This window comes from Streptomyces sp. NPDC001068, from assembly GCF_042897315.1.
Taxonomy (GTDB): domain Bacteria; phylum Actinomycetota; class Actinomycetes; order Streptomycetales; family Streptomycetaceae; genus Streptomyces.
This window is the reverse complement of record NZ_JBIAYD010000013.1, coordinates 52,376-77,600: the sequence shown is the minus strand read 5'-3', so window position 1 is coordinate 77,600 and position 25,225 is coordinate 52,376. Positions and strand designations below refer to the sequence as shown.

Annotated in this window: 24 protein-coding genes and 2 pseudogenes; 11 read left to right on the top strand and 15 right to left on the bottom strand. The window is 72.8% G+C overall.

Going from position 1 to position 25,225, the window contains the following annotated elements; all coding sequences use genetic code 11:
- Positions 1-216: 216 nt before the first annotated feature.
- Together ACFY3I_RS33140 and ACFY3I_RS33135 are read right to left on the bottom strand one after the other, a co-directional pair.
- Positions 217-1,821 (bottom strand): GMC family oxidoreductase, encoded by a 1,605-nt coding sequence (locus ACFY3I_RS33140; RefSeq protein ID WP_390864723.1) that lies wholly within the window; start codon positions 1,819-1,821, stop codon positions 217-219.
- A gap of 13 nt (positions 1,822-1,834) precedes the next feature.
- Positions 1,835-3,271 (bottom strand): aldehyde dehydrogenase, encoded by a 1,437-nt coding sequence (locus ACFY3I_RS33135; RefSeq protein ID WP_390864722.1) that lies wholly within the window; start codon positions 3,269-3,271, stop codon positions 1,835-1,837.
- A gap of 202 nt (positions 3,272-3,473) precedes the next feature.
- Here ACFY3I_RS33135 and ACFY3I_RS33130 point away from each other — a divergent pair, with 202 nt between their 5' ends.
- Entirely contained in the window at positions 3,474-4,091 is a 618-nt protein-coding gene (locus ACFY3I_RS33130) for a TetR/AcrR family transcriptional regulator (protein WP_390864721.1), read from the top strand.
- Between the two features lie 65 nt (positions 4,092-4,156).
- On the opposite strand, the pseudogene ACFY3I_RS33125 reads toward ACFY3I_RS33130, so the two are convergent.
- Positions 4,157-4,495, bottom strand: a pseudogene (locus tag ACFY3I_RS33125) (amidohydrolase family protein); the annotation flags it as partial.
- 220 nt (positions 4,496-4,715) lie between these two features.
- Between ACFY3I_RS33125 and ACFY3I_RS33120 the strand changes: the two are divergent.
- Positions 4,716-5,210: a Rieske (2Fe-2S) protein gene (locus ACFY3I_RS33120; protein ID WP_390864720.1), complete on the top strand. Its 495-nt coding sequence runs from the start codon at positions 4,716-4,718 to the stop codon at positions 5,208-5,210.
- 7 nt (positions 5,211-5,217) lie between these two features.
- Here the strand turns inward: ACFY3I_RS33120 and ACFY3I_RS33115 are convergent, their stop codons facing one another.
- On the bottom strand, positions 5,218-5,862 hold the full coding sequence (locus tag ACFY3I_RS33115; protein ID WP_390864719.1) for a cysteine hydrolase: 645 nt from the start codon (positions 5,860-5,862) through the stop codon (positions 5,218-5,220).
- Positions 5,863-5,944: 82 nt separating this feature from the next.
- Here ACFY3I_RS33115 and ACFY3I_RS33110 point away from each other — a divergent pair, with 82 nt between their 5' ends.
- Positions 5,945-6,409 carry a pyridoxamine 5'-phosphate oxidase family protein gene (locus tag ACFY3I_RS33110; RefSeq protein WP_390864718.1) on the top strand — a complete coding sequence of 155 codons (465 nt, stop codon included), beginning with the start codon at positions 5,945-5,947 and terminating at the stop codon, positions 6,407-6,409.
- A gap of 61 nt (positions 6,410-6,470) precedes the next feature.
- Here the strand turns inward: ACFY3I_RS33110 and ACFY3I_RS33105 are convergent, their stop codons facing one another.
- Positions 6,471-7,373, bottom strand: a complete 903-nt coding sequence (locus ACFY3I_RS33105; protein WP_390864717.1) for a LysR family transcriptional regulator — start codon at positions 7,371-7,373, stop codon at positions 6,471-6,473.
- A 61-nt stretch (positions 7,374-7,434) separates the two neighbouring features.
- Positions 7,435-8,769 carry an aminotransferase class I/II-fold pyridoxal phosphate-dependent enzyme gene (locus ACFY3I_RS33100; protein ID WP_390864716.1) on the bottom strand — a complete coding sequence of 445 codons (1,335 nt, stop codon included), beginning with the start codon at positions 8,767-8,769 and terminating at the stop codon, positions 7,435-7,437.
- 36 nt (positions 8,770-8,805) lie between these two features.
- Between ACFY3I_RS33100 and ACFY3I_RS33095 the strand changes: the two genes are divergently transcribed.
- On the top strand, positions 8,806-9,522 hold the full coding sequence (locus tag ACFY3I_RS33095; protein WP_390864715.1) for a pyridoxamine 5'-phosphate oxidase family protein: 717 nt from the start codon (positions 8,806-8,808) through the stop codon (positions 9,520-9,522).
- Between the two features lie 92 nt (positions 9,523-9,614).
- On the opposite strand, the gene ACFY3I_RS33090 is transcribed toward ACFY3I_RS33095, so the two are convergent.
- Positions 9,615-10,592, bottom strand: coding sequence for a DMT family transporter (locus tag ACFY3I_RS33090; protein WP_390864714.1), 978 nt, complete (start codon positions 10,590-10,592; stop codon positions 9,615-9,617).
- Positions 10,593-10,638: 46 nt separating this feature from the next.
- Positions 10,639-11,284 (bottom strand): annotated as a pseudogene (locus tag ACFY3I_RS33085) (Clp protease N-terminal domain-containing protein).
- A 199-nt stretch (positions 11,285-11,483) separates the two neighbouring features.
- Between ACFY3I_RS33085 and ACFY3I_RS33080 the strand changes: the two are divergent.
- Both ACFY3I_RS33080 and ACFY3I_RS33075 read left to right on the top strand, forming a co-directional pair.
- A complete protein-coding gene (locus tag ACFY3I_RS33080) occupies positions 11,484-11,714 on the top strand; it encodes a hypothetical protein (RefSeq protein WP_390864918.1) in 231 nt (76 codons plus the stop codon).
- 78 nt (positions 11,715-11,792) lie between these two features.
- Entirely contained in the window at positions 11,793-12,221 is a 429-nt protein-coding gene (locus ACFY3I_RS33075) for an SRPBCC family protein (protein ID WP_365285042.1), read from the top strand.
- Positions 12,222-12,295: 74 nt separating this feature from the next.
- Here ACFY3I_RS33075 and ACFY3I_RS33070 read toward each other — a convergent pair whose 3' ends face one another.
- Positions 12,296-12,892, bottom strand: coding sequence for a PadR family transcriptional regulator (locus tag ACFY3I_RS33070; RefSeq protein WP_390864713.1), 597 nt, complete (start codon positions 12,890-12,892; stop codon positions 12,296-12,298).
- A 155-nt stretch (positions 12,893-13,047) separates the two neighbouring features.
- Entirely contained in the window at positions 13,048-13,515 is a 468-nt protein-coding gene (locus ACFY3I_RS33065) for a LysR substrate-binding domain-containing protein (RefSeq protein WP_390864712.1), read from the bottom strand.
- Positions 13,516-13,535: 20 nt separating this feature from the next.
- On the opposite strand from ACFY3I_RS33065, the gene ACFY3I_RS33060 reads away from it, so the two are divergent.
- The 3 genes from ACFY3I_RS33060 to ACFY3I_RS33050 all read left to right on the top strand — a co-directional run bounded on the left by ACFY3I_RS33060 (position 13,536) and on the right by ACFY3I_RS33050 (position 16,978).
- Positions 13,536-14,249 (top strand): FAD-dependent monooxygenase, encoded by a 714-nt coding sequence (locus ACFY3I_RS33060; protein ID WP_390864711.1) that lies wholly within the window; start codon positions 13,536-13,538, stop codon positions 14,247-14,249.
- Positions 14,250-14,338: 89 nt separating this feature from the next.
- On the top strand, positions 14,339-15,787 hold the full coding sequence (argG, locus tag ACFY3I_RS33055) for an argininosuccinate synthase (RefSeq protein WP_365285034.1): 1,449 nt from the start codon (positions 14,339-14,341) through the stop codon (positions 15,785-15,787).
- Between the two features lie 378 nt (positions 15,788-16,165).
- A complete protein-coding gene (locus ACFY3I_RS33050) occupies positions 16,166-16,978 on the top strand; it encodes a PhzF family phenazine biosynthesis protein (protein ID WP_390864710.1) in 813 nt (270 codons plus the stop codon).
- Here the strand turns inward: ACFY3I_RS33050 and ACFY3I_RS33045 are convergent.
- Together ACFY3I_RS33045 and ACFY3I_RS33040 are read right to left on the bottom strand one after the other, a co-directional pair.
- Positions 16,968-17,708 carry a CPBP family intramembrane glutamic endopeptidase gene (locus ACFY3I_RS33045; protein ID WP_390864917.1) on the bottom strand — a complete coding sequence of 247 codons (741 nt, stop codon included), beginning with the start codon at positions 17,706-17,708 and terminating at the stop codon, positions 16,968-16,970. The genes ACFY3I_RS33050 and ACFY3I_RS33045 overlap by 11 nt on opposite strands.
- 173 nt (positions 17,709-17,881) lie before the next feature.
- Entirely contained in the window at positions 17,882-19,402 is a 1,521-nt protein-coding gene (locus ACFY3I_RS33040; protein WP_365285028.1) for a glutamate--cysteine ligase, read from the bottom strand.
- 557 nt (positions 19,403-19,959) lie between these two features.
- Between ACFY3I_RS33040 and ACFY3I_RS33035 the strand changes: the two genes are divergently transcribed.
- Complete coding sequence (locus ACFY3I_RS33035) at positions 19,960-20,544, top strand: hypothetical protein (protein WP_365285027.1); 585 nt, start codon at positions 19,960-19,962, stop codon at positions 20,542-20,544.
- Positions 20,545-20,903: 359 nt separating this feature from the next.
- Positions 20,904-21,110 (top strand): DUF5999 family protein, encoded by a 207-nt coding sequence (locus ACFY3I_RS33030; RefSeq protein WP_363014973.1) that lies wholly within the window; start codon positions 20,904-20,906, stop codon positions 21,108-21,110.
- 144 nt (positions 21,111-21,254) lie between these two features.
- Here the strand turns inward: ACFY3I_RS33030 and ACFY3I_RS33025 are convergent, their stop codons facing one another.
- From ACFY3I_RS33025 to ACFY3I_RS33015, 3 genes are all read right to left on the bottom strand, one after another.
- Positions 21,255-22,802 carry a glycoside hydrolase family 43 protein gene (locus ACFY3I_RS33025; RefSeq protein ID WP_390864709.1) on the bottom strand — a complete coding sequence of 516 codons (1,548 nt, stop codon included), beginning with the start codon at positions 22,800-22,802 and terminating at the stop codon, positions 21,255-21,257.
- A 102-nt stretch (positions 22,803-22,904) separates the two neighbouring features.
- The gene (locus tag ACFY3I_RS33020; protein WP_390864708.1) at positions 22,905-24,725 is read right to left on the bottom strand and encodes an amino acid permease; all 1,821 of its coding nucleotides are present in this window, start codon (positions 24,723-24,725) and stop codon (positions 22,905-22,907) included.
- A 127-nt stretch (positions 24,726-24,852) separates the two neighbouring features.
- Positions 24,853-25,194, bottom strand: a complete 342-nt coding sequence (locus ACFY3I_RS33015) for a potassium-transporting ATPase subunit KdpA (RefSeq protein WP_390864916.1) — start codon at positions 25,192-25,194, stop codon at positions 24,853-24,855.
- Positions 25,195-25,225: the final 31 nt, after the last annotated feature.

The window sequence follows — 25,225 nt, the reverse complement described above, 5'->3', positions numbered from 1 at the left end:
CGGGAACAGACGTATCGATCCTGCGCCCGCCGTACGGGGCAGCCGGGGCCCGTCCTGCCCCGGTCCGCCGGACCGTGCGCGGACCACGGACCACGGACCACGGGCCACGGGCCACGGGCTCGGGCCCCGGATCACGGGCACGCACCACAGCCACAGCCCCGGCCACAGGCCACAGCCCCCGGTCCGCCCGGTCGCATGCGGAGCCGCCGGGTGACGTCACTGCCCGATCAGGTCGGCCGCCTTCTCGGCGATCATGATCGTGGGGGCGTTGGTGTTCCCGCCGACCACCGCCGGCATCACGGACGCGTCGACGACACGGAGGCCCTCGACCCCGTGGACCTCCAGGTCGGGGCCGACGACGGAGTCCTCGCCGGTTCCCATGGCACAGGTGCCCACCGGGTGATAACCGGTGGCGCTCCACCTGCGGACGTGGTCCTCGAGCGCCGCGTCGTCCATCGCGGCCGGCCGGTCCGGACCGTCACCGGCCGGCAGGTACGGGCGGGCCAGGTGCCCCGCGAAGGGCGCCCGCCGGGCGATGTCCAGGACCGCTCCGAGTCCGGCGATCATGACCGCCAGGTCCTCCGGCGCGTCGAAGTACCGGGGGTCGATGAGCGGCGGGTCCAGTGGATCGGCCGACGCCAGACGGACGGTGCCGCGGGTCCGTGGCCTCAGGGGGTAGCAGTTCATGGTGAACACCGGCCGGTCGGGCACCTCGGCGCCGCCGAGGATGAGCGCCGTGGCCCCACCCACCAACTGCACGTCGGGACGTCCGGTGCCGTCCGTGACGTCGAGGAAGGCCCCGACCTCACCGTAGTTGGAGGCGAAGGGCCCGTCGCCGTGCGCCCGCCACCGCTCCAGGTTGTCCGGCGTCAGCAGGTCCCGGACGATGTCGGTGGCGCCCCGGGTCTCCCAGACGACGGGAGTCATCAGATGGTCCTGGAGGTTCCGCCCGACCCCCGGCAGCGCGACGCGGGTCCTGATCCCCACGTCGTGCAGTTCGCCGGGATCGCCTACGCCCGACAGGAGCAGCAACTGGGGCGAGTTGACGGATCCGCCGCAGAGCAGGATCTCCCGGTCCGCGTGGACCCTCAGCCGGCGTCCGTCCTGGAGGTACGTGACGGCGGCCGCGCGTGATCCGTCGAGGGTGATCCCCGTCGCGACGGCGCCCGTGCGCACCGTGAGATTCGGGCGGCCGAGGGCGGGCCGCAGATAGGCGTCGGCCGCGGACCAGCGCCGCCCGTTCCGGCAGGTCACCTGGTACCGGCCGGCGCCGTGCGCGGACGCGCCCGCGAAGTCGTCGTTCGGGTCCGCCCCCCATGCCACGGCCGCGTCCAGCCAGCACTGCGAGAGCTCATGGGTGTAGACGCGGTCCTCGACGTGCAGGGGGCCGTCCGTACCGTGGTAGGGCACGCCGAGCCGGCCGTTCGACTCGGACCTCACGAAGTAGGGCAGAACGTCGTCGAAGCCCCACCCCTTCGCGCCGTGCTCGTCGCGCCAGCCGTCGTAGTCGTGCCGGTCGCCACGGCTGTAGATCATGACGTTGGTGGAGGACGAGCCGCCCAGCGTCCTGCCGCGCGGCCAGGCGAACGAACGCCCGGCACCGGCCTGTCCGACCGTCCGGTAGGCCCAGTCCACGGGTGATCCGAAGAGCATCCCGAACGCGGCCGGAACGCGGATCAGTTCGTCGGTGTCGGGGCCGCCCGCTTCGAGGAGCAGGACGCGTACGCGGTCGTCACGGCTGAGCCGGTCCGCGAGCACACAGCCCGCGCTGCCCGCGCCGACGACGACGTGGTCGAATCCCTCGGTTGCCGTGGGGGTCATGGCGGCCGCCGCCTCAGGGGTGGTAGATCGACTGGAACTGCTGGTACGCCTGGAGCCCCTCGGGCCCCAGCTCGGTGCCGAGCCCGCTGTCCTTCCTGCCCCCGTAGGGGGAGGTGAGGTCGGGCAGATAGCCGTTGAGGCCGACGGTGCCGGTCCGGATCCGGGCGGCCACCCGGGCGCCGTGCTCCGGGTCCGCGGTCCAGACGGTGCCGGCGAGCCCGTACAGCGACTCGTTCGCGAGGCGCACCGCCTCGTCCTCGCCGTCGTAGGGGGTGACGGTGAGGACCGGGCCAAAGATCTCCTCCTGCGCGATGGTCGAGGCGTTGTCGACATCGGCGAAGACGGTGGGTTCGACGAACCAGCCCCGGTCGAGCCCGGGCGGCCTGCCTCCCCCGGTGGTGAGCCGGGCACCCTCGTCGCGGCCGGTCCTGATGTATCCCAGCACCCGTTCGCGCTGGCGCCGGCTGACGAGCGGGCCGATCCGGGTGCCGGGGTCGAGCGCGTCGCCGACGACCGCGTCCCGTGCCGTCGCCGTACAGAACTCGACCACGTCCCGGTACCGGGTGCGGGGGGCCAGGATCCTGGCGCTCGCGAAGCAGGTCTGCCCGTTGTTCAGCAGGGCGGCCATGAAGAACTGCTCGGCGTGCGCGGCGAGATCGGCGTCCTCCAGGACGACCGCGGCCGACCTGCCGCCCAGTTCCAGGGTCACCGGCCGGAGCAACCGGGCACATGCGAGGGCCACTTCGCGCCCCGCCCGGGTGGATCCGGTGAACGACACCTTGTCGACACCGGGGTGGGAGACCAGGTACGCGCCGGTGTCGCGGCCGCCCGGAACGATGTTGATCACGCCGTCGGGGATGCCCGCCTCCTCGACCGCCTCCGCGAGCAGCACCGAGTCGAGGACCGTCTCCGGTGCCGGTTTGAGGACGAGGACGCATCCGGCCGCCAGCGCCGGGGCGATCTTGAAGAAGGCGATGGTCTGGGGGAAGTTCCAGGTCATGACGGCGGCCACGACGCCCACGGGTTCCCGGCGCACCAGGGTGGTGCCCCGGGGCAGTCCGGTGCGTACTTCCTCGCGCGGCACGCTGTCGGCCAGCGCCGCGTAGTAGCGCAGCAGGGCCGGTGGCACCACGCCCTCGAAGGACCGGGACACCGTGATCGGCATGCCGTTCTGCGCGCTGACGGCGTCGGCCGTAGCGCCCTGCCTGGCCTCGAGCGCGGCCGCGAGACGGATCATGGCGTCCGCGCGGCGTGCGGTGCTCCAGGAGGCCCACCCGGCCGGTGCGTCGAAGGCGGCGCGAGCGGCTCCCACCGCCCGGTCGATGTCGTCCCGGGAACCGGCGGGCACGGCGCCGAGGTGATCGCCGGTACTCGCGGACACGGCGTTGATGACGCGATCGCCGGACGCGGGCACCCAGCGTCCGCCGATGAACAGATGTCTGGAGTCCATGGTGCACTCCCCCCACGGCGTGGCCCTGGGACCACGGCGTTCCGTGGCGTTCGCTGTCTGGGTGACCAGTGGCGGCACCGCGAGGAGCGCTCTTCCTGGTTCACGAATGGATTAATGCGACATTACACCCATCTGGGGTAATGCAACACCAGATGGGTAAAACATCTGCCGAGGGGCTTCGATCGCCGGGAGGTGGCGCACCATGAGGACATACGGCGGGGAGACGGCGGAACAGCGAGCCTCGCTGCGCCGTCGGCGTCTGCTGGAGAGCGGCCTCGAACTCTTCGCCAGCCGGGGGTACGCCCACACGTCGATCAGCGCGGTACTCCGGCACGCCGGACTGAAGGACCGTTACTTCACGGAGAGCTTCTCCTCCCTCGACGCCCTCATGGCCGCGCTCGTCCGGGACATCTACGAGGAGCAGATCACCCGGTGCGCGGCGGTGATCGGCACGGACCGGCCGTTGCGCGAGCGGGCCCGGGACATGATCGACGTCGTCGCCGGGCTCCCCCTGCAGGACCCGCGGAAGGGCCGCGTGAAACTCGCGGAGTCCCTCGGCGCGGGCCCCCTGACGGCACACGAACGGCGTCTGGGTCTGCAGCGCATGAGCGGCCTCGTGGACTCCCTGCTGCGGGAGGGCGTCCACCGTCCCGGGACGGACACCGCCGCCCTGTCCGTGGCCGTCGTGGGCGCGGTCGGCGAGATGGTCCTGAGCTGGTTCAACGGAGTCCTGGACATCTCGCGGGAAGAGCTGGTGGACCAGGGCCTGTTCCTCTTCGAGGCCCTCGTCGGGTACGTTCCGGCGCCTCCGGCGACCTGACGGCGGTGCACCACCGCGCGGGCGGACGGGGATTGACGCCACCACAATAACTTGGAGTAGCGGCCGTGGTCGCGCACCCGGTCGGCCACCTCCCGGGCGGACGAGGTGCCGGACAGGTCGAGCCGGCGGCGCGTTCCGGCCCATTCGGCGAGGTGGACGTGGGCGTCCCAGAGCCCGGGCAGCAGGACCCGCCCGTCCAGGTCGAGGACCCGGTCACCCGGGACGAGCCCCGCGGTTCCCGGGCTCTCCTGTTCGCTGACGACATGGGTGACCCTGCCGCCCGCCACCCGCACGCGGGCGACCGGTCCGCCGGCCCCCAGCCGTACCCGGACCAGCGTCGACGGTGTCGGGCGGGGCGGCGCCTTGGCCACCGGACCGCGCGACGTGCCTGCGGACTCCGTCATCGAGCCTCCCTCCGCGGTGACAGCCCATCAAACTTAGGGTGACCTCACCTGTTTGGCCGCGTCCGGTCCCCGCCGGACGCCGACAGGGAACCGACAGCGCTCTTTCACCCGGGGCTCATGTCCGGGTGGTCACTATCGGGATGCCGTCTGAACAGGTGCGGCCCGAAGGCCGTACCCCTGGACGGATCAACGAGAAGCTCCGTGGAAGGGAACCCCTCACATGACCGGCGCATCGTTCAACCCCACCGCCAAACCGGCCCGCCGTACGATCGTGGCGGCGGCCGGAGCGGCGGGGCTCGCCGCCGCGCTGACCGCCTGCGGGTCGTCCGACGACTCGTCGGACTCGACCACCACGAACAACGGGGGCGGTGGCTCCACCACCCAGGACAGCAACGGCTCGGGCGGCACCTCCGGTGGAGCGGCCGGGGGTACCGCGCTCGCGAAGACCACGGACATACCCGAGGGCGGCGGCACGATCTACAAGGACAAGTCCGTGGTCGTCACCCAGCCTGCGGCGGGCACCTACAAGGCGTTCTCGACGAAGTGCCCGCACGCGGGTTGCGCGGTGTCGAGCATCGCCAACGGAGCGATCGTCTGCCCGTGCCACGGCAGCGAGTTCGCCATCGCCGACGGCAGCGTGAAGAAGGGTCCGGCGACGACGGGTCTGACGGCCGCGGACATCACCGTCTCCGGTGACCAGATCACGCTGGCCTGACCTGCGCTCAGGCCCGTCCGCGCGGTTTCCCGAGGCAGCCGAGCACCTCGTCCGTGGTCGCGACCGTGGCGACCAACGCGAGGGTGTTGCGGACCATCGCGGGGGTGTACTCGCTGGGCACCCCCGCGATGGCGTCGGCCGGGACGACGACGGTGTAGCCCAGGTTGACCGCGTCGAACACGGCGTTGGGGACGGCCACGTTGGCCGAGACCCCGGTGACGATCAGGGTGCGGCAGCCGAGGTTGCGCAGCAGCGGGTCGACGTCGGTCCCCTGGATCGGCGACAGGCCGTGCAGGCGTCGTACCAGCAGGTCCTCCTCCGAGACCTCGATGGGGGGCGCGACACGGACCGCCGCGGTCCCGGAGAGCTGCTGGACGGGCAGCCGCTCCGCGGCCCGGAACAGGCGGGCGTTGCGGTTCGCGCCCCGGCCGTCGGGACGGCGTTCGGCGACCGCGTGGATCACCTGGACGCCGGTGCCGTGCGCGGCGGCGACCAGCCGGGCGATGTTGTCGAGGGCGCCCGACGCCCTTGCCTCTCGGGCGAGTTCGGGCAGCGCGCTGTGCGGGCCGACCACGCCCTGCTGGCACTCCACGGTGAGCAGGACGGTGCTCGCGGGGTCGACGAGCTCCGCGAGCCGTTCGTACGACGGCATGTGACGCCCCCTTCCGCCTTGGTGCGGGGCGGGCGAGACTAACCAGCATCGCGCGGGAACGGAAGAAGGAAGAGGGGGCCGCATGACCGTGACTCAGCGCCGGGGCCGGAAGATCATGATGACGCCCGGTGAGCTGGACGAGTTCCTCACCGCACAGCGCACCTGCCGGGTGGCGACCGTTTCGTCGTCCGGCGCCCCGCACGTGAGCGCCCTGTGGTTCGCATGGGACGGCAGGTCGCTGTGGCTGTACTCGGTGGTGCGCAGCCAGCGCTGGAAGGACCTGAGCCGCGATTCACGGGTGGCGGTCGTGGTCGACTCCGGTGAGGAGTACGACCAGTTGCGCGGCGTGGAGCTGAGAGGGACCGTCGAGTTCGTGGGCGAGGTGCCGCGCACCGGCGAGCTGGTCGCCGAACTCGACTACGTCGAGACGCTGTTCGCCCGCAAGAACTTCGGCCTGGACGAGATGCCGCACGACGGCAGGCACGCCTGGGCCCGGCTCACCCCGGAGAAGATCGCCTCCTGGGACTTCCGCAAGCTGGGCGGCTGAGCGGCCCGGGCACGAGGCGGGCCCAGGGCGAGAGCGGGAGGCGGGCCGGTCCGGGGCCGGTTCAGGAGACGGTCCCGGCCGCGTCCCGCAGGGCCTGCACCGCCGCCCGGATCGAGGGGCGGCGGTCGGCGTCGGCCCGCCACACGACGTACACGTGACGGCGCACCCGCTGCTTGAGCGGCACCGTCACGATGCCCTCCGGCACCGGGCGACGGCCCAGCAGCGGAGCGATGCAGACCCCCAACCCGGCCGCGACGAGGTTGAGTTGGGTGTGGGTCTCGGCGGCGCGGTGGCCGATGAGCGGCTCGACGCCGCGGGAGCGCAGCGTGAACATCAGCCACTCGTGGCAGAACTCGCCCTCGCCCCAGGTGATCCACTCGTCGCCGGCAAACTCCCCCAGGTCCACCTCCTCCCGCCCGGCCAGCCGGTGCCCGACCGGCAGGGCCACCTCGGCGGGGTCGTCCAGCAGGGGCGCCTTGACCAGTCCTTCGGGCAGTGGCATCGGCTTGTTGTACCAGTCCAGGACGACGGCGAGGTCGAGGTCGCCGCGCACCACCCCGGCGACGCCGTTCTCCGGTTCGAGTTCGCTGGAGCGCACGCGCAGCGCGGGGTGCCGGGAGCGCAGGGCGGCCAGCGCGGCCGGGAAGAGGCCGCGGGCCGCGGTCGGGAAGGCCGCCACCCGGAGCTCGCCGACCACCTGGCCCCGGTGCGCCTCCAGATCGGACTGGGCCAGTTCCACCTGGGAGAGGATCCGGCCCGCGTGCTCGGCGAGCAGTCGGCCGGCGTCGGTCAGCCGCACCCCGCGGCCGTTCCTGGCCAGGAGCTGCTGGTCCACCTCCCGCTCCAGCTTGCCCATCTGCTGCGACACCGCCGACGTGGTGACGTGCAGGGCCTCGGCGGCCCCGCTCACCGAACCGTGCCGGGCGAGGGCGTCGAGGGTGCGCAGGCGCTCCAGGTTCAACATGTAAGCGATTCTAAGAGGTACCGCACGGGAAGTCTCGATTGCGCTACGACGTGACGTGCCTCTACGCCTGGATGCGGCCCCGCGCCGGGGTGACGGCCGCGGCCACGGCGGCGGCCAGGGAACCGGTCTCCCCGGGAGTCAGGGTCGAGACCGTGATCCGGATGCCCGGCGGGGAGGCCAGGCGGTACATGGCCCCCGGGGCGACCGCCCACCCCTCGTGCAGCAGCCGGGACACAACGCCCGTCTCGTCCGGGACCGGAACCCAGACGTTCATGCCGCTGCGGCCGTGGGCCTCGATGCCGTGGTCCGCGAGCGCGTCGACGAGCAGTTCGCGCCGGGCCCGGTAGGCCGCCGCCGCCTCCGCGCCGCGCACCGCGCCGTCCGACCACAGCCGGACCACCGCGCGCTGGAGCAGACGGCTCACCCATCCCGGCCCCAGCCGCTGCCGGCCCCGCACCCGGTCCACCGTGACCTCGTCGCCGGTCACGGCGGCCAGGCGCAGGTCGGGGCCGTAGGCCTTGGCGACCGAACGGACGAAGGCCCAGTGCCGGGTGGCGCCCGCCAGGGGGTGCAGGGGCAGGTCGACGATGCCGTGGCCGTGGTCGTCCTCGATCAGCAGGGTGTGCGGATGGTCGCGCAGCACGGCGCGCAGCGCACGCGCGCGTGCCGCGCTCACCGCCGCGCCGGTGGGGTTGTGCGCCCGGGCGGTGACGATCAGGGCGCGCGCCCCGGACTCCAGGGTGCCGCGCAGGCTCTCGGCGCGCGGGCCGTCGTCGTCCACGGCCACCGGGACGGTGCGCAGCCCGAGCGCGGGGACGAGATCGAGGGTGCGGCCCCAGCCGGGGTCCTCGACGGCGACCGGGTCGCCCGGCCTGAGGTGGGCCAGCAGGACCCGCTCGACGGCGTCGAGGGAGCCGGAGGTGACGGTGAACGGGCCGTCGGGCACTCCGTCCGCGGCGAGTTCGGCGCGCGCGATCCGCTCCAGCTCCGGCTCGACGGGGTCGGTGCCGTAGAGGACCGGGGCCCGGTCGTCCTCGTCGGCCGCCACCGCGGCGAGCGCCGGCCCGAGGGCGGGCAGCAGCGCGGGGTCGGGGTTGCCGGAGGACAGGTCGCGGACGCCGGCCGGGACCTCGAACCGGATCTGGTCCCGATCGGTGGTGGCCGGCTTGGACCGGACACGGCTGCCCCGCCGGCCCGCGGTCTCGATGACGCCGCGTTCGCGCAGGGTGCGGTAGGCGGCGGCGACGGTGTTGGGATTCACTCCGAGCCGGGTGGCCAACTCCCGCATCGGCGGCAGCGGCCCGCCCGGTTCCAGCTCCCCGGTGCCCACCGCCCGCTCGACGCTGGCGGCGATCTCCGCTGCGCCCCGGCCTTCGATCCGATATTCTCCTAGCACAAATCAGATTATGCACTAGTGCAATGGAGGCACGCAATGGAGACCGCCGAGCCCGTACAGCCCGCCGAGTCTGCCGTGCGGGGGGCCGTACCGCCGCAGGCCACCGCCTACACCCCGACCGACCGCACCGTGCCGACCCGGTCCGCGGAGCGGGCGTCGTACGACAGGGACGTCGTGCACTCGATCCTCGACGAGGGGTACCTCTGCCACCTCGGCTTCGTGCGCGACGGCGCGCCGGTGGTGCTGCCGACGCTGTTCGCCCGGGTCGGCGAGGTGCTGTACGTGCACGGCTCGACGGGTTCGCGCCCCCTGCGGATGACCGGCCAGGCCGATCCCGGCCTCCCGGTGTGCGTGACGGTCACCCACGTCGACGGCCTGGTGCTGGCCCGCTCCGCCTTCCACCACTCGATCAACTACCGCTCGGTCGTGGTGCACGGCGTCGCCCACCAGGTCACCGACCCCGAGGAGAAGCGCCTCGCGCTGGACGCGCTGGTCGACCAGGTGGTGGCGGGCCGCTCCGCCGACTCCCGCCCGGCCAACCGGAAGGAACTGGCCGCCACGGCGGTGATCCGCCTGGACCTGGCCGAGGTCTCCGCCAAGACCCGCACCGGCGGCGCGGCCGACGACCCCGAGGACCTGGACCTGCCGTTCTGGGCGGGCGTACTGCCGCTGCGCAAGGGCTACGAAACCCCGGTCGCCAACGACGACCTGGCGGCGGGAATCCCGGTCCCGTCGTACATGAGGAGCCTCTGACGTCCATGAGGAGCCTCTGACGTCGGCCGCGGCCAGGGCGTCGGGCGCCGTCCGGACGGCCACGGACGTCCCGCGCCCGCCGGCCGTCCGGGTCACCCCCCGGTCGTCGAACCGACCCGCTCGCCCACCGGACCCAGGTCCATCACCGGCTCCCGGTCCGGAGCCGACGACTGCGCGATGAACGCCCCGACCAGGACGACGGCCCCGCCCACCACCTGCGGCACCGACAGGTGCTCGCCGAGCAGCACCCACGCGAGCACCGTGGCCACCACCGCCTCCAGACAGGCCACCACCCCCGCCACCTGCGGCGACAGCCGCCGTACGGACGACACGCCCGTGGCGTAGGCGAGGACGGTCGCCACCAGCACGAGCCACGCGAGCAGCGCCGCGGCCGGCACCGCCCTACCGTCCATGTGAGCGGAGCCGGCCAGCACCGACCAGTCCATCGTCCACGGCCGGGCCACCACGGTCAGCAGGACCGCTCCCACCAACAGCCCGTAGGCGACCACCCCCAGGGGATCCACCCCGTCCCCGCCCCCGTGGTCGGCGAGCACGAAGTAGCCCACCTGGCAGCACGCCGCCGCCAGGGCCAGCGCCAGCCCCAGCGCGTCGAAGCCCAGCCCCGCCCACACCTCCACGACGCACGCGAGACCGCCGGCCGCGAGGACGACCCCGAGGGCGGCGGCGCGGGTGACCGGCCGGCGCTGGACGAAGCGGACCCAGCCGAGCACCAGAGCGGGGGCGAGGTACTCCACGAGCAGCGCCACCCCCACGGGTATGCGCGAGATCGCGGCGAAGTAGCAGGCCTGCACGCCGGCCACGCCGAGCAGGCCGAACCCGGCGAGCAGCGCGGGCCGGCGACGCGGCAGGTCCCGGTGGCGGACGGCGAGCGGCAGCATCACCAGGGCGGCGCCCGCCACTCGCAGCCACACCACGTGCAGCGGGTCGAGCCCGGCCTCGATCAGGGGCTTGGCCGCTACTCCGGAGCCGCCGAAGGCGAGCGCGGATCCGAGGGCGAGGGAGAGCCCGAGGCCCTTGCCGTGGCTGGTGTCAGTGGTAGGCACCGGCACATGATGCCAGGGGGCGACATGAGCGTCACCCCCTTTGACCCCTGTCTCAGCGGCTGGACGTGCGGCGTTGCGCCCCGGCGTCCCACATTCCGCCGTCCGTTCCGCCGTCCGTTCCGCCGTCCGTTCCGCCGTCCCCGCCCCCGTCGCCGTCGCCTTCGCCGTCCCGGTCGACGCGCGCGGCCAGGGCGCGGGCGGCCACACCGGCCCGCTCCAGCACCTCCACGGCCCGGGACCGGGGATCCACGACGAGTCCCGCGAGCAGATCGGTGCCGTCGGCAGGGCCGGCGCCGCCGCGCCGGGCGGCCCGGCCGCGGGCGTACCGCAGGGCGGCCGCGGCCGTCGGCGACCAGGTCCCATCGCCCTTCACGGCAGCCCGCGGAGCCGGCGGGCAGCGCCCCGGAGTCCTCGACGCCGTCCTGCCAGCGCAGGCCGTAGCCGATGCTGCGCTGCACGAGATAGCCGAGCAGGCGGGCGAGTTGGGGGGCGTCACCGATGGCCGCGCGGACCTCGGGGTCGTACTCGATCAGCGAGTGCAGCAGATGGGCGGTGTCGACCTGGCGGTCCCCGTCCCGCACCGCCCGCCGGCGGGCACCGGCGACCACCGCTGCCAGCTCGGCACCGAGCCCGGCATCGTCGTCCGCGTGGAGGCTGCCCTGATCCTGGACGGGCCTGCGGGGCATACGGGGTTGCACGTCCCCACCTCATCAACCGCAAGCGCTTGAGTCATCACCGGGTGGAAGCATCTTCGCGTCCCACGCGGAGTGGACGAGGACGGCAGGAATCTCCTCCTTACGGATGAGATCAGGCCGATTCGGCTCGCTGGGGCGCGTGCCGACTTGCCGTGCGCCCCACGCGCAACCGCGGCACGCCGGGCGCACGTCTCTCGTCGTCGTGGAGGGCGGGTGCGGTTGCTGGCTGGTCGCACTGTCTGCGGTCGACGGCAGGCAGTACGTGTACCGGGTGTACGCGCCGTCGGACGCACTGCCCGCGGACCTGTTCTGGAACGCCTGGCACTGCCACGACGAAAGCGCGCTCCCGCGGGCCTGGGACCTGTTCGACACCGCGGAGATACGACGGGTGGACCGGGGTCCGGACGACGCCGGGAATCCGCATACTTCCTGACGGTTCATCAGTATTGAATGTTCGCGGCCCTGCGGCTACGTTCCGCGACACCGTAGCCCGACACGAAGGGGTGGTCGCATGGCCGAAGTCAGCGCCGAGGCACGCATCCAGGCACCGGCCGAGAAAGTGTGGGCCCAGCTCACCGACTGGCCGGCGTACGGGGAGTGGAACGCGACCCACACCAGCTTCCCCAAGGGCGGCCCGGAGAACCTGGCGGTGGGCGGCACCTTCCAGGAGAACATGAAACTGATGGGCTTCCCGGCCGAGGTCGAATGGACCATCGAGGAGTCGGAGCCGGCGCGGGTGCTGGCGATCCGCGGCAAGGGCCCGATGGCGGTGACGGTGGCGACCCGGTACACGCTGACCCCGGACGGGGACGCGACCACCGTGCGGATCGACGGCGAGTTCACCGGCGCCGCCGTGTCACTGATGGCGGGCAAGCTCAAGGACTCGGCGACGGCGGCGCTGAACGAGTCGCTGCGCAAGCTGGGCGGGCTGGTGGCCTGAGCCCGCCGCGGGCGGACGGAAGGGCGCCCCGCGGATCACTCCACGGGGCGCCCTGTTCGCCGTGCGCACGAGGGTCAGTCCTCGTCGGCGAGGATGAGGTACAGCTTCTTGCGGGCGTCGTTGATGACGGTCAGCGCCTTCTCGCGCTGCTCCTTCGTGCCGGTCTTCCAGACCTGCCCGAAGGCCTCCATCAGGCCGAAGCCGGCCTGCCGGATCTCACCGAGGGCCTCGAAGTCGACCCCGCGGGAGGCTTCCTCCCAGGGGGCGTCCGGCCCCTCGTCGGCGGCCGAACGGCCGCCGTCGGTGAGCGAGAACAGCTTCTTGCCGCCCTCGCTCTCGCTGGCGATCAGACCCTCGTCCTCCAGCAGTTGGAGGGTGGGGTAGACCGAGCCGGGGCTGGGCTTCCAGGCGCCGCCGCTGCGCTCGGCGATCTCCTGGATCATCTCGTAGCCGTGCATCGGGCGGTCCTTGAGCAGCGCCAGGATCGAGGCCCGGACGTCGCCGCGCCGCGCCCTCCCCCTGGGACCCCCGCGCCCTCGCGGCCCCCAGTGCCCCGGTCCGAAGCCGGGCCCGCCGGGGCCGAAGCCGGGGCCGCCCGGACCGAAGGGCCCGAACGCCGCACGGCGTCCCTGTCGCTGTCCGTGTCCATGCTCGTGTCCGTGGGAACGCATGACCATCACTCCATTCCATCGTTGATCAGTCGCGTATCGTTCGCGATGCGTCAACGATATATCGGAACAGTTCCCAGGGCAACCCCCTTCCCGGACGGCCGCCCCCAGCGGCTCCGCCCGATCGCCGCGAGGACCTCCGCGACCAGGGTGCGCAGTCAGCGGTGGGCGGCGTCCCGGTCGTGGCGGGCGTGCCAGGCCAGCACGGCGGGCACCGCGGGGGCCTCCTCGGGCAGCGGATAGGTGCGCAGCCCCGGCGCGAGCGCGTGGCCGCCGAGGAGCGCGGGAGCCACCGCGACGAGTCCGTGCTCCGCCACGGTCCGCAGCGCCAGGTCCAGGGTGGGCACGGTGAAGGCGACACGGCGGCGCAGGCCCCGGTCCGCCAGGAGGTCGTCGATGCGGTCGCGGGTGCGGCCGCGACGGGAGATCACGACATGCGGAAGGGCGGCGAACCCGGCCCAGACCGAGGGGTCGTGCGGCAGGTCACGGCGGCCGACCACGGCCAGCGAGTCGGTGAGCGGGGTCACCGAACGGGTGTCGGCGTGCCGTGGGACCTCGTCGCTGATCCGGAGATCGACGCGGCCCCGGCGGATTTCGTCGGCGCCGGTGCCGGCCTCACCGAGCACCCACCGAGGACGGGCCCGAGGTGGTCGTCCACCTCGCGGACGGTACCGACCTGCGCGCGGACCTGCTGATCGGCGCGGACGGCGTGTACTCCAGGACGCGTGCGCAACTGGTGCCCGGCAGCGAGGCCGTGGCGCACGACGGGCACTACGCCTGGCGCGCGCTGGTGCCCGCGGGCGACGAGCGGCCCGAGGGCACGGTGCTCACGGTCGGCCGGGACCGCACCCGCGGCGGATACGCCCGGGTCACCGAGGGGCGGACCATGTGGATGGTCAACCAGTTCGACGCCGGTCCGCTCACCGGCGGCAAGCGGGACCGGGCCCTCGCCCGCGCGCGGAACCTGGCCGGGGCGGGCTGGCACGACGACCTCCTGCGGATGATCGCCGAGACCCCCGAGGAGGCCGTCCTGGAGAACCAGATCACGGTCGTCCGGCCGCTGGACCGCTGGACGAGCCCCCGCGTGGCCCTGATCGGGGACGCGGCACACGGCCTGTCACCGCACATCTCGGCGGGCGGCACCCTCGGCGTCGAGGACGCCGGCGTGCTGCGCGCCGCCCTGGCGGCCGGGCCGGACCCCCGTACGGCGCTCGCGCGGTACGAGGACGCCCGCACCGCCCGCTTCACGGAGGTGCGCGCGCACGCGACCGTCGTCGAGCAGGCGGTCGGCGCGCGTGAGTTCGCGGAACGGTACGCGGCCTTCAGCCACTGGATGCTCACCACCGCGCCGGCCACCTGAGCCCCGCCACCGCGGACGCGGGGCGAGGGTTCCGACGGCGGACACGGCACGACGTTGCATGGTCATGCGTTCTGATGCATACTCTTCCTATGTCCAAGGTCCTCACCTCCCTTCCCGCCGGCGAGCGCGTCGGCATCGCCTTCTCCGGCGGGCTCGACACCTCGGTCGCGGTCGCGTGGATGCGCGACAAGGGTGCCGTCCCGTGCACCTACACCGCCGACATCGGCCAGTACGACGAGCCCGACATCGCCTCGGTGCCCGGCCGGGCGCACACCTACGGTGCCGAGATCGCCCGCCTGGTGGACTGCCGGGCCGCGCTGGTCGAGGAGGGCCTGGCCGCGCTGACCTGCGGCGCGTTCCACATCCGCTCGGGCGGGCGGGCGTACTTCAACACCACCCCGCTGGGCCGGGCCGTCACCGGCACGCTGCTGGTGCGGGCCATGCTGGAGGACGACGTCCAGATCTGGGGCGACGGCTCGACCTTCAAGGGCAACGACATCGAGCGGTTCTACCGGTACGGGCTGCTCGCCAACCCGCACCTGCGGATCTACAAGCCCTGGCTGGACGCGGACTTCGTCACCGAGCTCGGCGGCCGCAAGGAGATGTCCGAGTGGCTGCTCGCGCACGGGCTGCCCTACCGGGACAGCACCGAGAAGGCGTACTCCACGGACGCCAACATCTGGGGCGCCACGCACGAGGCGAAGACCCTGGAGCACCTGGACAACGGCATCGAGACCGTCGACCCGATCATGGGCGTGCGGTTCTGGGACCCCGAGGTCGAGATCCTCCCCGAGGACGTGACGATCGGCTTCGACCAGGGCCGGCCGGTGACCGTCAACGGCAAGGAGTTCGGGACCGCCGTCGAACTGGTCACCGAGGCCAACGCGATCGGCGGCAGGCACGGCCTCGGCATGTCCGACCAGATCGAGAACCGGATCATCGAGGCGAAGAGCCGGGGCATCTACGAGGCGCCGGGCATGGCGCTGCTGCACGCCGCGTACGAGCGGCTGGTCAACGCGATCCACAACGAGGACACGGTCGCGCAGTACCACAACGAGGGCCGGCGGCTCGGTCGGCTCATGTACGAGGGCCGGTGGCTGGACCCGCAGGCGCTGATGATCCGCGAGTCGCTGCAGCGGTGGGTCGGCGCGGCCGTCACCGGTGAGGTGACGCTGCGGCTGCGGCGCGGCGAGGACTACTCGATCCTCGACACCACGGGACCGGCGTTCAGCTACCACCCCGACAAGCTGTCGATGGAGCGCACCGAGGACGCGGCGTTCGGTCCGGTGGACCGGATCGGCCAGCTCACCATGCGCAACCTCGACATCGCGGACTCCCGCGCGAAGCTGGAGCAGTACGCGGGCCTCGGCCTGATCGGCTCCGCGAACCCGGCGATCGGTGCGGCGCAGGCCGCGGCGACGGGCCTGATCGGCAGCATGCCGGAGGGTGGCGCCGAGGCGATCGCGTCCCGCGGGGAGGCCGCGGCGGACGCGGACGAGTTGCTGGACCGGGCGGCGATGGAACTGGGCACGGACTGAGCGTGCCGCTCGACAGGGCCGACTCCTCACGGGGTCGGCCCTTTCCGTTGCCGGGTCCGGTGACCGTCGCCGCGGTGGCCTTCGGCCGGATTGACGCTGCGGCGCCGTCGTGGGGTTTCGCGCAGTTCCCCGCGCCCCCGATCGGCGCGTCCGGGCTGCGGCCGGATCGACACTGCCGCGCCGTCGTGGGGTTTCGCGCAGTTCCCCGCGCCCCCGATCGGCGCGTCCGGGCTGCGGCCGGATCGACACTGCCGCGCCGTCGTGGGGTCTCGCGCAGTTCCCCGCGCCCCCGATCGGCGCCGTCGGGGGGGTTCGTGCGGTTCTTTCGGGGGCGGGTTGGGGTTGGTCGGGGGGCTGGGGTGGGCCTAGCGTCCGGGTATGCGGATTCGTATCGTCGACGCCTTTGCCGAGCGGCCGTTCGCCGGGAACCCGGCCGGTGTCGTGCTGCTCGACGCCTTCCCCGACGACCAGTGGATGCGGCACGTCGCCATGGAGGTGAACCACGCCGAGACCGCCTTCGCCCACCCCCTGCCACCGGGAGGCGACGCCGACTGGGCACTGCGGTGGTTCACGCCGGTCACCGAGGTGGCGATGTGCGGACACGCCACGCTGGCCACGGCCCACGTACTGCGTACCGCGGAAGGTCACGCGGGCCCCGTCCGGTTCGCCACCCGCAGCGGGGTGCTGATCGCGACACCCACCGCGGACGGCGCGGTCACCCTGGACTTCCCCACCGCCCCGCTCACCCGGGTCGAGACACCGGACGGCGTCGCCGACGCACTCGGCGCCGAACCCGTCGCCGCCTTCGACACCGGACCCCACGTCGGCGACCTGCTCCTCGAACTCGCCGACGAGAAGACCGTGCTCGGCCTCTCCCCCGACCTCAGGGCGCTCGGCGCCTACTCCACGCGCGGGATCATCGCCACCGCGCGCGCCGAGGACCCGGCGAAGGGCTACGACTACCTCTCCCGCTGCTTCTTCCCCAACGTCGGCATCGACGAGGACCCGGTGACCGGCAGCGCGCACACCGCGCTCGCCCCGCACTGGTCGGCCCGGCTCGGCCGGCCCGACCTGACCGGGCTCCAGGCCTCCCGCCGCACCGGCTTCGTGCGCACCGCGCTGCGCGGCGACCGCACCCTGCTCACCGGACGGGCCGTCACCGTGATCGACGGGGAACTGCTCACGCCGTAGGCAGCCAGCCGACCCGGCCCGCCAGCAGCGCGTAGCCGACGAACGCGCCGATGTCGAGCAGGGAGTGGGCCACCACCAGGGGGCCGACCCGGCCCCACCGCCGGTACAGGTAGACGAAGACCACGCCCATCACCATGTTGCCGACGAAGCCGCCGATCCCCTGGTAGAGGTGGTACGACCCGCGCAGCACGGCGCTGGCCACCAGCGCCGTGCCCGCGCTCCACCCCAGCCCGTCCAGCCGGCGCAGCAGATAGCCGACGACGATGACCTCTTCGAGGATCGCGTTCTGCATCGCGGAGAGGATCAGCACGGGGTACTTCCACCACACGTCCGGCAGCGCCTCCGGCACCACCGTGAGGTTGAAGCCGAGGCCGCGCGCGGCGAGGTAGAAGGCGATCCCGGAACTGCCGATCACCGCCGCGATCCCCGCCCCGCGTCCGAGGTCGGGCCAGGGCCGGGTGCGGTCGAAGCCGAGCGTGCGCAGGCTCGCCCCCTCCCTGAGGAGGAGGTGGGCGACCAGCAGGACGGGGACGAGGGCGCTCGCGATCCCGAACAGCTGCCAGGCGAGATCCAGCCAGGGACGCCCGGGCGCGGCGGACGCGTTGAGGGTGGCGGCCTGGTCCTTGAGTCCGCCCGGTCGGGTGACCGATCCGACGAAGCTGATCAGCGCGGACACGCCGCTCGCGCCGAGCGAGAGCCCGAGCACGAGCAGCGTCTCGTCCCTGAACATGCGCCGCGAGGGCCGTTCCAGCGGGTAAGCACCGGCCACCTGGTCCGCCTCCACCTGCACTCCTGCCTCCAACGGTCATCGGACGTCACAGCTTGCCCGATCGACCGAGGACAGGCGCGGCCGACCCCCGCCGTCGTCGCGGCGAAGGCCCGGGGCACCCCCTGCGGCCCCCCTCAGCCCGTCAGCACCGGCTCCGGTAACCCCACCGGCCAGGTGTGCACCGGCTCCCCGGCGTTCATCAGCTCCGCGTAGCGCCGCGTCATCGCGGCCAGCGCCTCGTCCCTCGGCAGCCCCCGCTCGACCGCGCGGTGGAACGTCGCCGCCTGCCAGGACGCCCCGTTCACCCGCCGCCGGCACCGCTCCTCGATCACGCCCAGGTACAGGTCCCGGTCGGCGGCCTCCACGCCCCAGGCGTCCAGCCCCGCCGCCGCCAGCGGCAGCAGTTCGTCGCGGACCAGGGTGACGGCGTCCACCTCGGTCGTACCGCCGCCGTACCGGCCCTTCCTCGGCCACACCAGCCGCGCGTCGATGCCGTGCCGGCACGCCGCGTCGAAGTTCGCCTCGGCCGCGGCGAACGGCAGCCGGGTCCACACCGGGCGGGACTCCTCGGCGAGGGCGCGTACCAGGCCGTAGTAGAACGCCGCGTTGGCGATGACGTCGGTGATGGTCGGCCCGGCCGGCAGGACGCGGTTCTCCACGCGCAGGTGCGGGACGCCGTCGGCGATGCCGTACACGGGCCGGTTCCAGCGGTACACCGTGCCGTTGTGCAGGACGAGTTCGGACAGTTTGGGCACCCCGCCCGCGTCCAGCACGGCCAGTGGGTCCTCCTCGTCGCAGATCGGCAGCAGCGGCGGGAAGAAGCGCAGGTTCTCCTCGAACAGCTCGTAGGCGGAGCTGATCCAGCGTTCGCCGAACCAGATGCGGGGCCGTACGCCCTGCGCCTGGAGTTCGGGCGGCCTGGTGTCCGTGGCCTGGAGGAACAGCGGGGGCCTGGACTCCCGCCACAGTTCGTGGCCGAAGAGGAAGGGGGAGTTGGCGCCCACGGCGATCTGGACGGCCGAGGCGGCCTGGGCGGCGTTCCACACGTCGGCGAACCGGGCCGGGGTGACCTGGAGGTGCAGCTGGACGGAGGTGCAGGCGGCCTCCGGGACGATCGACTTCGAGGTGCACCTGAGGTGCTCGACGCCCTCGATGTCGAGTACGAAGTCCTCGCCCCGGGCGGCCACGATCTGGTCGTTGAGCAGGGTGTACCGGTCGACCTCGGAGAGGTTCGCGGAGACCAGGTCGTCCCGCTCCAGCGTGGGCAGGATACCGATCATGACGATCCCGGCGGCCACCTCGCCCGCCTTGCGGTCGGCGTACGCCAGCGAGGTGCGGAGTTCCTCGTCCAGCCGGTCGAATACCCGGCCACCGAGCCGGTGTGGAGCTATGTTGACTTCCAGGTTGAACATGGCGAGTTCTGTCTGGAAATCACGGCTCGCGATACGTTCGAGAACCTGTCCGTTCAACATTCTCGGCAGGCCGTCCGCGCCTGCGAGATTCAATTCGATCTCGACGCCCATGAGGTTCTTGGGGCGGTCGAACCGCTTCTCCACCAGCAGTCGCTCCAGCCCCGACAGACAGTCCCGGAGCTTGTCGCGATAGCGCTGGCGATCGGACAGGTCGAACCGGCCCGCCACGACCTTCTCCCCCATCGAAGCGTCCCTCCTCGAATGGGCGGACCGGGGTTCCGGCCGCCGGTGGTCCCGGGTCCAGGTGGGATGATGCCCACCGGAGGCGATCGATAACGTCGCGCGCGCCACAGGTAGCCGCTAGTCTGTTGGAATGTGTCCCGCGGCACATTCACGGGGCATGGGGCATCATGCAACTGCGGGTTCCCCGAAGTCCTCGTGAAAAACGCCGACGACATTCGGCCGACCGCGAGAACCTCGTATTGCGAGGTCAGCACGGTTGCGACGGGCCGGAAATCGGGAGGATTGAGCACGTAACGACGGCCGAATTGCGCCTTGCTCTCTTCTGTGAAAGGTCCCGGTGAAACGCCGCCTGAACAGGCGTCGTATAAACTCCGCGAACAAGGCAGAAGGCTGGCGCCCACGGTCTGGTTCCTGTCCTTTGAATGACGTGCGGCGGAGAACGCCCGCACCTCTCTTCACCGAGCCGGGCCCCCGCCTCTCTGACCTCCCTTTGAGCTGACAGCGCCGTCCGCCCCGCCCTCGCGCCGCCGCGCCTGTCGAATGAGAGGCGACCCACCATGCCGTTGCACGTCCCGCACGCCCCCGCGCCCGCCCTGCGTTCCGTCCTCACCGCCCTCGGTTCCCCCACCGCGGTCAGCGAGGCCCGCACCCCCTCCCTGCGCACCGCCCAGGGACCTGCGACCCCCGAACTGCCCCTGCCCGTGCACGTCCTGGACAGCATCGCCGCGGAGGGCATGTCCGCCACCCGGCTGGCCGGCTGGCGCTTCCTGATCCGCTGCGGCGAGCGCGCGGTGGCCGCGGCCGACACCATGCTCACCGCGGACGGCTGGGCCTTCTCGCACTTCTTCGAAGGCCCCTACATCTCCTCCACCGAGCGGGCCCTGCACCAGGCCGAGGCCCTCCAACAGACCTACCAGCCGCGGCTGTTGTCGCTGCCCAGCCTGTACATGCTCACCCTGTGGCTGCACGGCGACTGCACCGCGGACGGCGCCGAGGGCCACCCGGCCGCCGACGACCTGCTCGTTCCGCTCGCACCGGCCCCGCCCGGCATCGCGGCCCACCGCCCGCACCCGGTGGCCGAACTGCTCCCGGTGCTGACCCATCGGGCCACCGCGGCACCCCTGTTGATCACGCCCGCCTGAGCACGTCACCCGCCGCACCCCGTCACCCTCGAACGAGTGACGGGGTACGGTCGTATTTCCACCCGTCAATTCACGGGGCGACGGTAAGCGCATATACCGCTCGTACGAGCAATTACCCGCTCCTCGGAGCCGGATGACCGCGCTCCGTCGATCTGACTAGCCCCATCCGGCCATGCGGAACCATCCGAATTGGCAGCCCGGCCGAGATGAACCGTCCGCGCGAGTGACGCGTCTCCAGTCTGTGAGAGGCGGTGCGGCCAAATCCCTGCGGAACACCGCCCGGAGGGCAACACTGGTTTCCGTACGACTCATGACCACGGGGGACCGAGATGACCACGACAGAGCGAGAGACCCCACCCATGTGCCAGCACCAGCCACCGTGCCCGACAGCAGAATCCGCCGACCGGGAGTCCGCCCGTCTGACGGCGCACCACCCGGAGCAGGGGTGGAGCCTGTTGTGCAACGGCGTCCTGCTCTTCGAGGACACCGGTGAGCTCCTGCCCGACGGCCAGATCATCGCACCGCACCGTCCGGTCGGCGCCGGCAGCGTCATGACCGCCGCCTGACGGACACCGCACCACCCCCGGGCGGCCCCACCGCTCCGCCCGGTGATCAGCAGGGGCCGGACGCACACGCACGGTGCGCACCGGCCCCGACGTGCGTCCAGGGGTGATCACTCCCGGTAACCGGCCGTTCGCGGGTCGGGAGTGTCAGGGTGCCGCGCAGTCGACCCGCCCGACGGGGGCGTACTCGAACCAGTCGAAGGCGGCCCGGCCCTCGGTGACGTACATGCCGACGACCCGGCCGGTGAAGCCGCCCGCGACCTGGGTGGAGAGATAACGGCCGTCGAGTTCGGCCAGCCGGACGACACCGTCGGACGTCTCGACCGAGAGGGTCACCGCGTCGGGCCCGCCGGGGCGGACCCCGGTCGCCTCCCGGTTCCCCGGCACGGTACCGGTGGGCGGCGGCACCCGATCCGTGCTCATCTCCATGACGAGCGTCAACGGGCCCGGCGGCAACGGCTGTTCGGCGACCGTCTGGCGCAGCGGCCCGATCCGGACCACCGCGCTCACCGTCCCGCCGCCCACCTCCAGGTCGTAGTGGTGGGCCTCGTCCACGCGGACCGAGAGACCCGCACGGGCCGAGCCCGCCTCGAGCCGCGCGGCCGCGCGGCAGTCCGGGTGCTGCTGGCGGCGGCCGACGAAGGTGTGACCGGGCCGGTCCAGGCTGCCCCCGGTGGCCGTGAGCGTCAGCCGGCCGGGCCGCTCGGACAGCGACCAGGAACCGTCCGGGCGGCTGCGCGGGGAGATCCAGTGGGGTGCGAGCGCGGGCGCCGTGAAGTCGTCGCGCGCGGGCGGCTGTTCGACCGGGTGCCAGGCCCCGGGGGCCTGCTCCCGCTCCCGCACCGGCCCCATCCGCGGCCAGCCGTCCACCCACTCCACCGGGGCCAGGAACGTCTCCCGGCCGAGGACGTGGAACTCCGGGAACCAGCCGCGCGGCCTGGTGCCCAGCAGCACCGCCCACCAGCTGCCGTCGGCGGCCCGCACCAGGTCGGCGTGGCCGGTGCACTGGACGGGCTCCGGTGAACCGCGGTGGGAGACCAGGGGGTTGGCCGGGGCGGGCTCCCAGGGTCCGCGCGGTGAGCGGGCGCGGGCCACGGACACCCCGTGCCCGAGGGCGGTACCGCCCTCGGCGACCAGCAGGTACCACCACTGCCCGACCCGGTGCAGGTGCGGCGCCTCGGGGTCGCGCAGTCCCGTCCCGGACCACATGGGCAGCGGCCCTTCCAGTACCTTCCCGGTCCGGGTGTCGATCCGGGCCACGGACACTCCGGCCACCGCGCACCAGCAGTCGCCGTTCTCGTCCCAGGCGAGATCGGGGTCGATGCCGGGGACGTCGATCCACACCGGGTCGGACCAGGGCCCCTCGGGCCGCTCGGCGGTGACCAGGAGATTGCCGCTCGCGCCGTCGCCCGCGCCGACGACGGTCGTGACGACGTGGAAGAGCCCGTCGTGGTGCCGGATCGTCGGGGCGTACACCCCGCCGGAGGCCGGCGTGTCGTCCGGCAGCGCCAACTGGCCAGGCCGGTCCAGCACGTTGCCGAGCTGCCGCCAGTGCACCAGGTCCCGGCTGTGGAAGAGCGGGACACCGGGGAAGTACTCGAAGCTGGAACACACCAGGTAGTAGTCCTCCCCTACCCGGCACACGCTCGGGTCGGGGTGGAATCCGGGGATGACCGGGTTGTCGTACGTCCGCATGCGCGTGCCCCTCCACAGCCGTCACCGAAACTTTCGGCGAGGTCGGCGAATATTACGAGGCGCACTGTAAGGAGCCGTCGGAAGCCCGGCAAGGCACGCGTGCTACAGCTTCAGGCGGTACGGGAGCAGGCAGACCACGACGTCGGTGCGGGCCCGCAGCACGGTGGCGAGCAGCAGGCCGCGCTGGTTCTGGAGGATCTCGTAGCGGCGGTGTCTGGGCTCCACCTCGGGGATGAGAACGGCGACTTGACGGCCGCCCTCCGCCGCCCGGTGGACGTAGTCGACGATCGGCTGCACCAGCGAGTGGTGCGGGCTGTTCACGATGTCCAGGCGCACCCCGGGGTTCCACCGCTGCCAGGCCGCCTCCAGGGCGCGGGACCTGACGGGGTCGGCGTGCACCGCGACCGCGACCACCTCGTCGCCCAGGGCGAGGGCGGCGCCGAGGGCGTGCCGGGCGAGCTTGCTGACCTCGCCGATCGGCACGATCACCAGGCTGCCGGTGTGCCGGGCCGGGGCCTGCGGGACGCGGCCGAGACCCAGCTCCTGCCCCACGGCGGTGTAGTAGCGCTGGATGCGGGCGAACAGCAGCATCAGCAGCGGTACGGCGAGCACCACCACCCAGGCCCCGCCGAGGAACTTGGTGAACAGCAGGATGACCCCGGCGAGGGTGGTGAGCAGCGCGCCGGTGCCGTTGATCAGCGCCCTGCGCCTCCAGCGGGGCGGGCGCAGGGTCGCCCAGTGCCTCACCAGGCCGACCTGGCTGAGGGTGAAACCGATGAAGACGCCGATCGCGAAGAGCGGCAGCAGCCGGTGGGTGTCGGCGTCGGTGGCGAGCAGCAGCAGTGCGGCCAGCAGGGCGAGGGCCACCACGCCGTAGCGGTAGACCGGACGTTCGGCGCGCAGGCCGAAGAGGTGCGGCAGCCGGTGGTCGCGGGCGAGCAGGCTCAGCAGCACCGGCAGCCCGCCGAAGCTGGTGTTGGCGGCCAGCCCGAGGACCAGGGTGACGACGAGGTTGGTCAGGTAGTAGGGCCAGCCGGTGCCGTAGGCCCCCGCGGTGAGCTGGGCGAGGACGGTCACCCCGCCCCGCGGGGCCACGTGGTCGCGGTGGATGAGGATCGCCAGGCCGACGAGCATGACGCCGAGCAGCGCCCCCAGCATCAGCTCGGTGCGCTGCGCGCGTCCGACCTTGGGGGGCCGGAAGGTGGGCACGGCGTTGGCGATGGCCTCCACACCGGTCAGGGCCGAGCAGCCGGACGAGAACGCCTTGAGGATCACCAGCAGGCCCAGCGCCTCGGTCGCGTGCACGGGGTGGTCCGTACCGACCACGGCGACCGGGTGGGAGCGCAGCGCGAGGCCGACCAGGATCACGCCGAGGACCAGGACGATGAAGAGCAGCGTCGGCAGCATCAGCACCCGGGCGCTCTCCGCGACGCCCCGCAGGTTCACGGCCGCCAGCAGGGCGAGGCCGATCAGGCAGACGAGCAGCTTGTCCCGGCCCAGGGAGGGGAAGGCCGAGGCGAGCGCGTCGGCGCCGGCCGCGAGGCTGACGGCGACGGTGAGGACGTAGTCCACGACCAGGCTGGCGGCGGCGAGCAGGCTCGTGGTGCCGCCCAGATCCGTCTTGGCGACGGCGTAGGCGCCACCGCCGTCCGGGTGTACGGCGATGACCTGGCCGTACGAGACGACGAGCGTGGCCAGCAGGAAGGTGATCGCCAGGGTGATGGGCAGGGTCGCGGTGATCGCGCCGGTACCGGCGACCACCAGGGCCAGCACGATCGCCTCGGGACCGTACGCCACCGAACTGAGCGCGTCGAGGGAGAGCGCGGCCAGCCCCTGCAGACTGGTCAGACCGTGTGTGTCGCCCTCGCCCGGGCGCAGCGGAACCTTCGGTCTCAGTTGACGACGTGCCAGGCCATACGCCATCGGGCCCCCATCACGGCCGGTGGAACGGTCGGCAACAGTGTCCTTCGGGCCGTGGGCGGCCGCCCGTGGGGGAAGCCCGGACGGGTCGGCCGGTGTGGGTGAGGGAGGCCGGCCCGTCCGGGAGTCTCTAGAGGAGCCCCTCCGCCAGCGTGCCGAGGGACAGTGCGGGCAGGAAGTTGAGCAGCGCGAGGATGACCGCTGCTCCGGTGGCCAGGGCGACGAAGTTGACGCCGCGGGCCTGGAGGGTGCCGACGGTGACCACGCCGGGCTGCTGGCGGGCCAGCCGGCCGGCCAGGGCCAGCAGGAACACCATGGGCGCATAGCGTCCGATGAGCATCGCCGCCGTCATCAGCAGGTTGTGGAAGTCGGTGGCGCCGTTGAAGCCGGCCATCGCGCTGCCGTTGCTGTTGACGTTGGAGGTGTAGGCGTACACCAGCTCCGTCAGGCCGTGCGGTCCCGGGTTGCCCATGGACGACTGGTCCGTCGCCGAGCGCGACCGC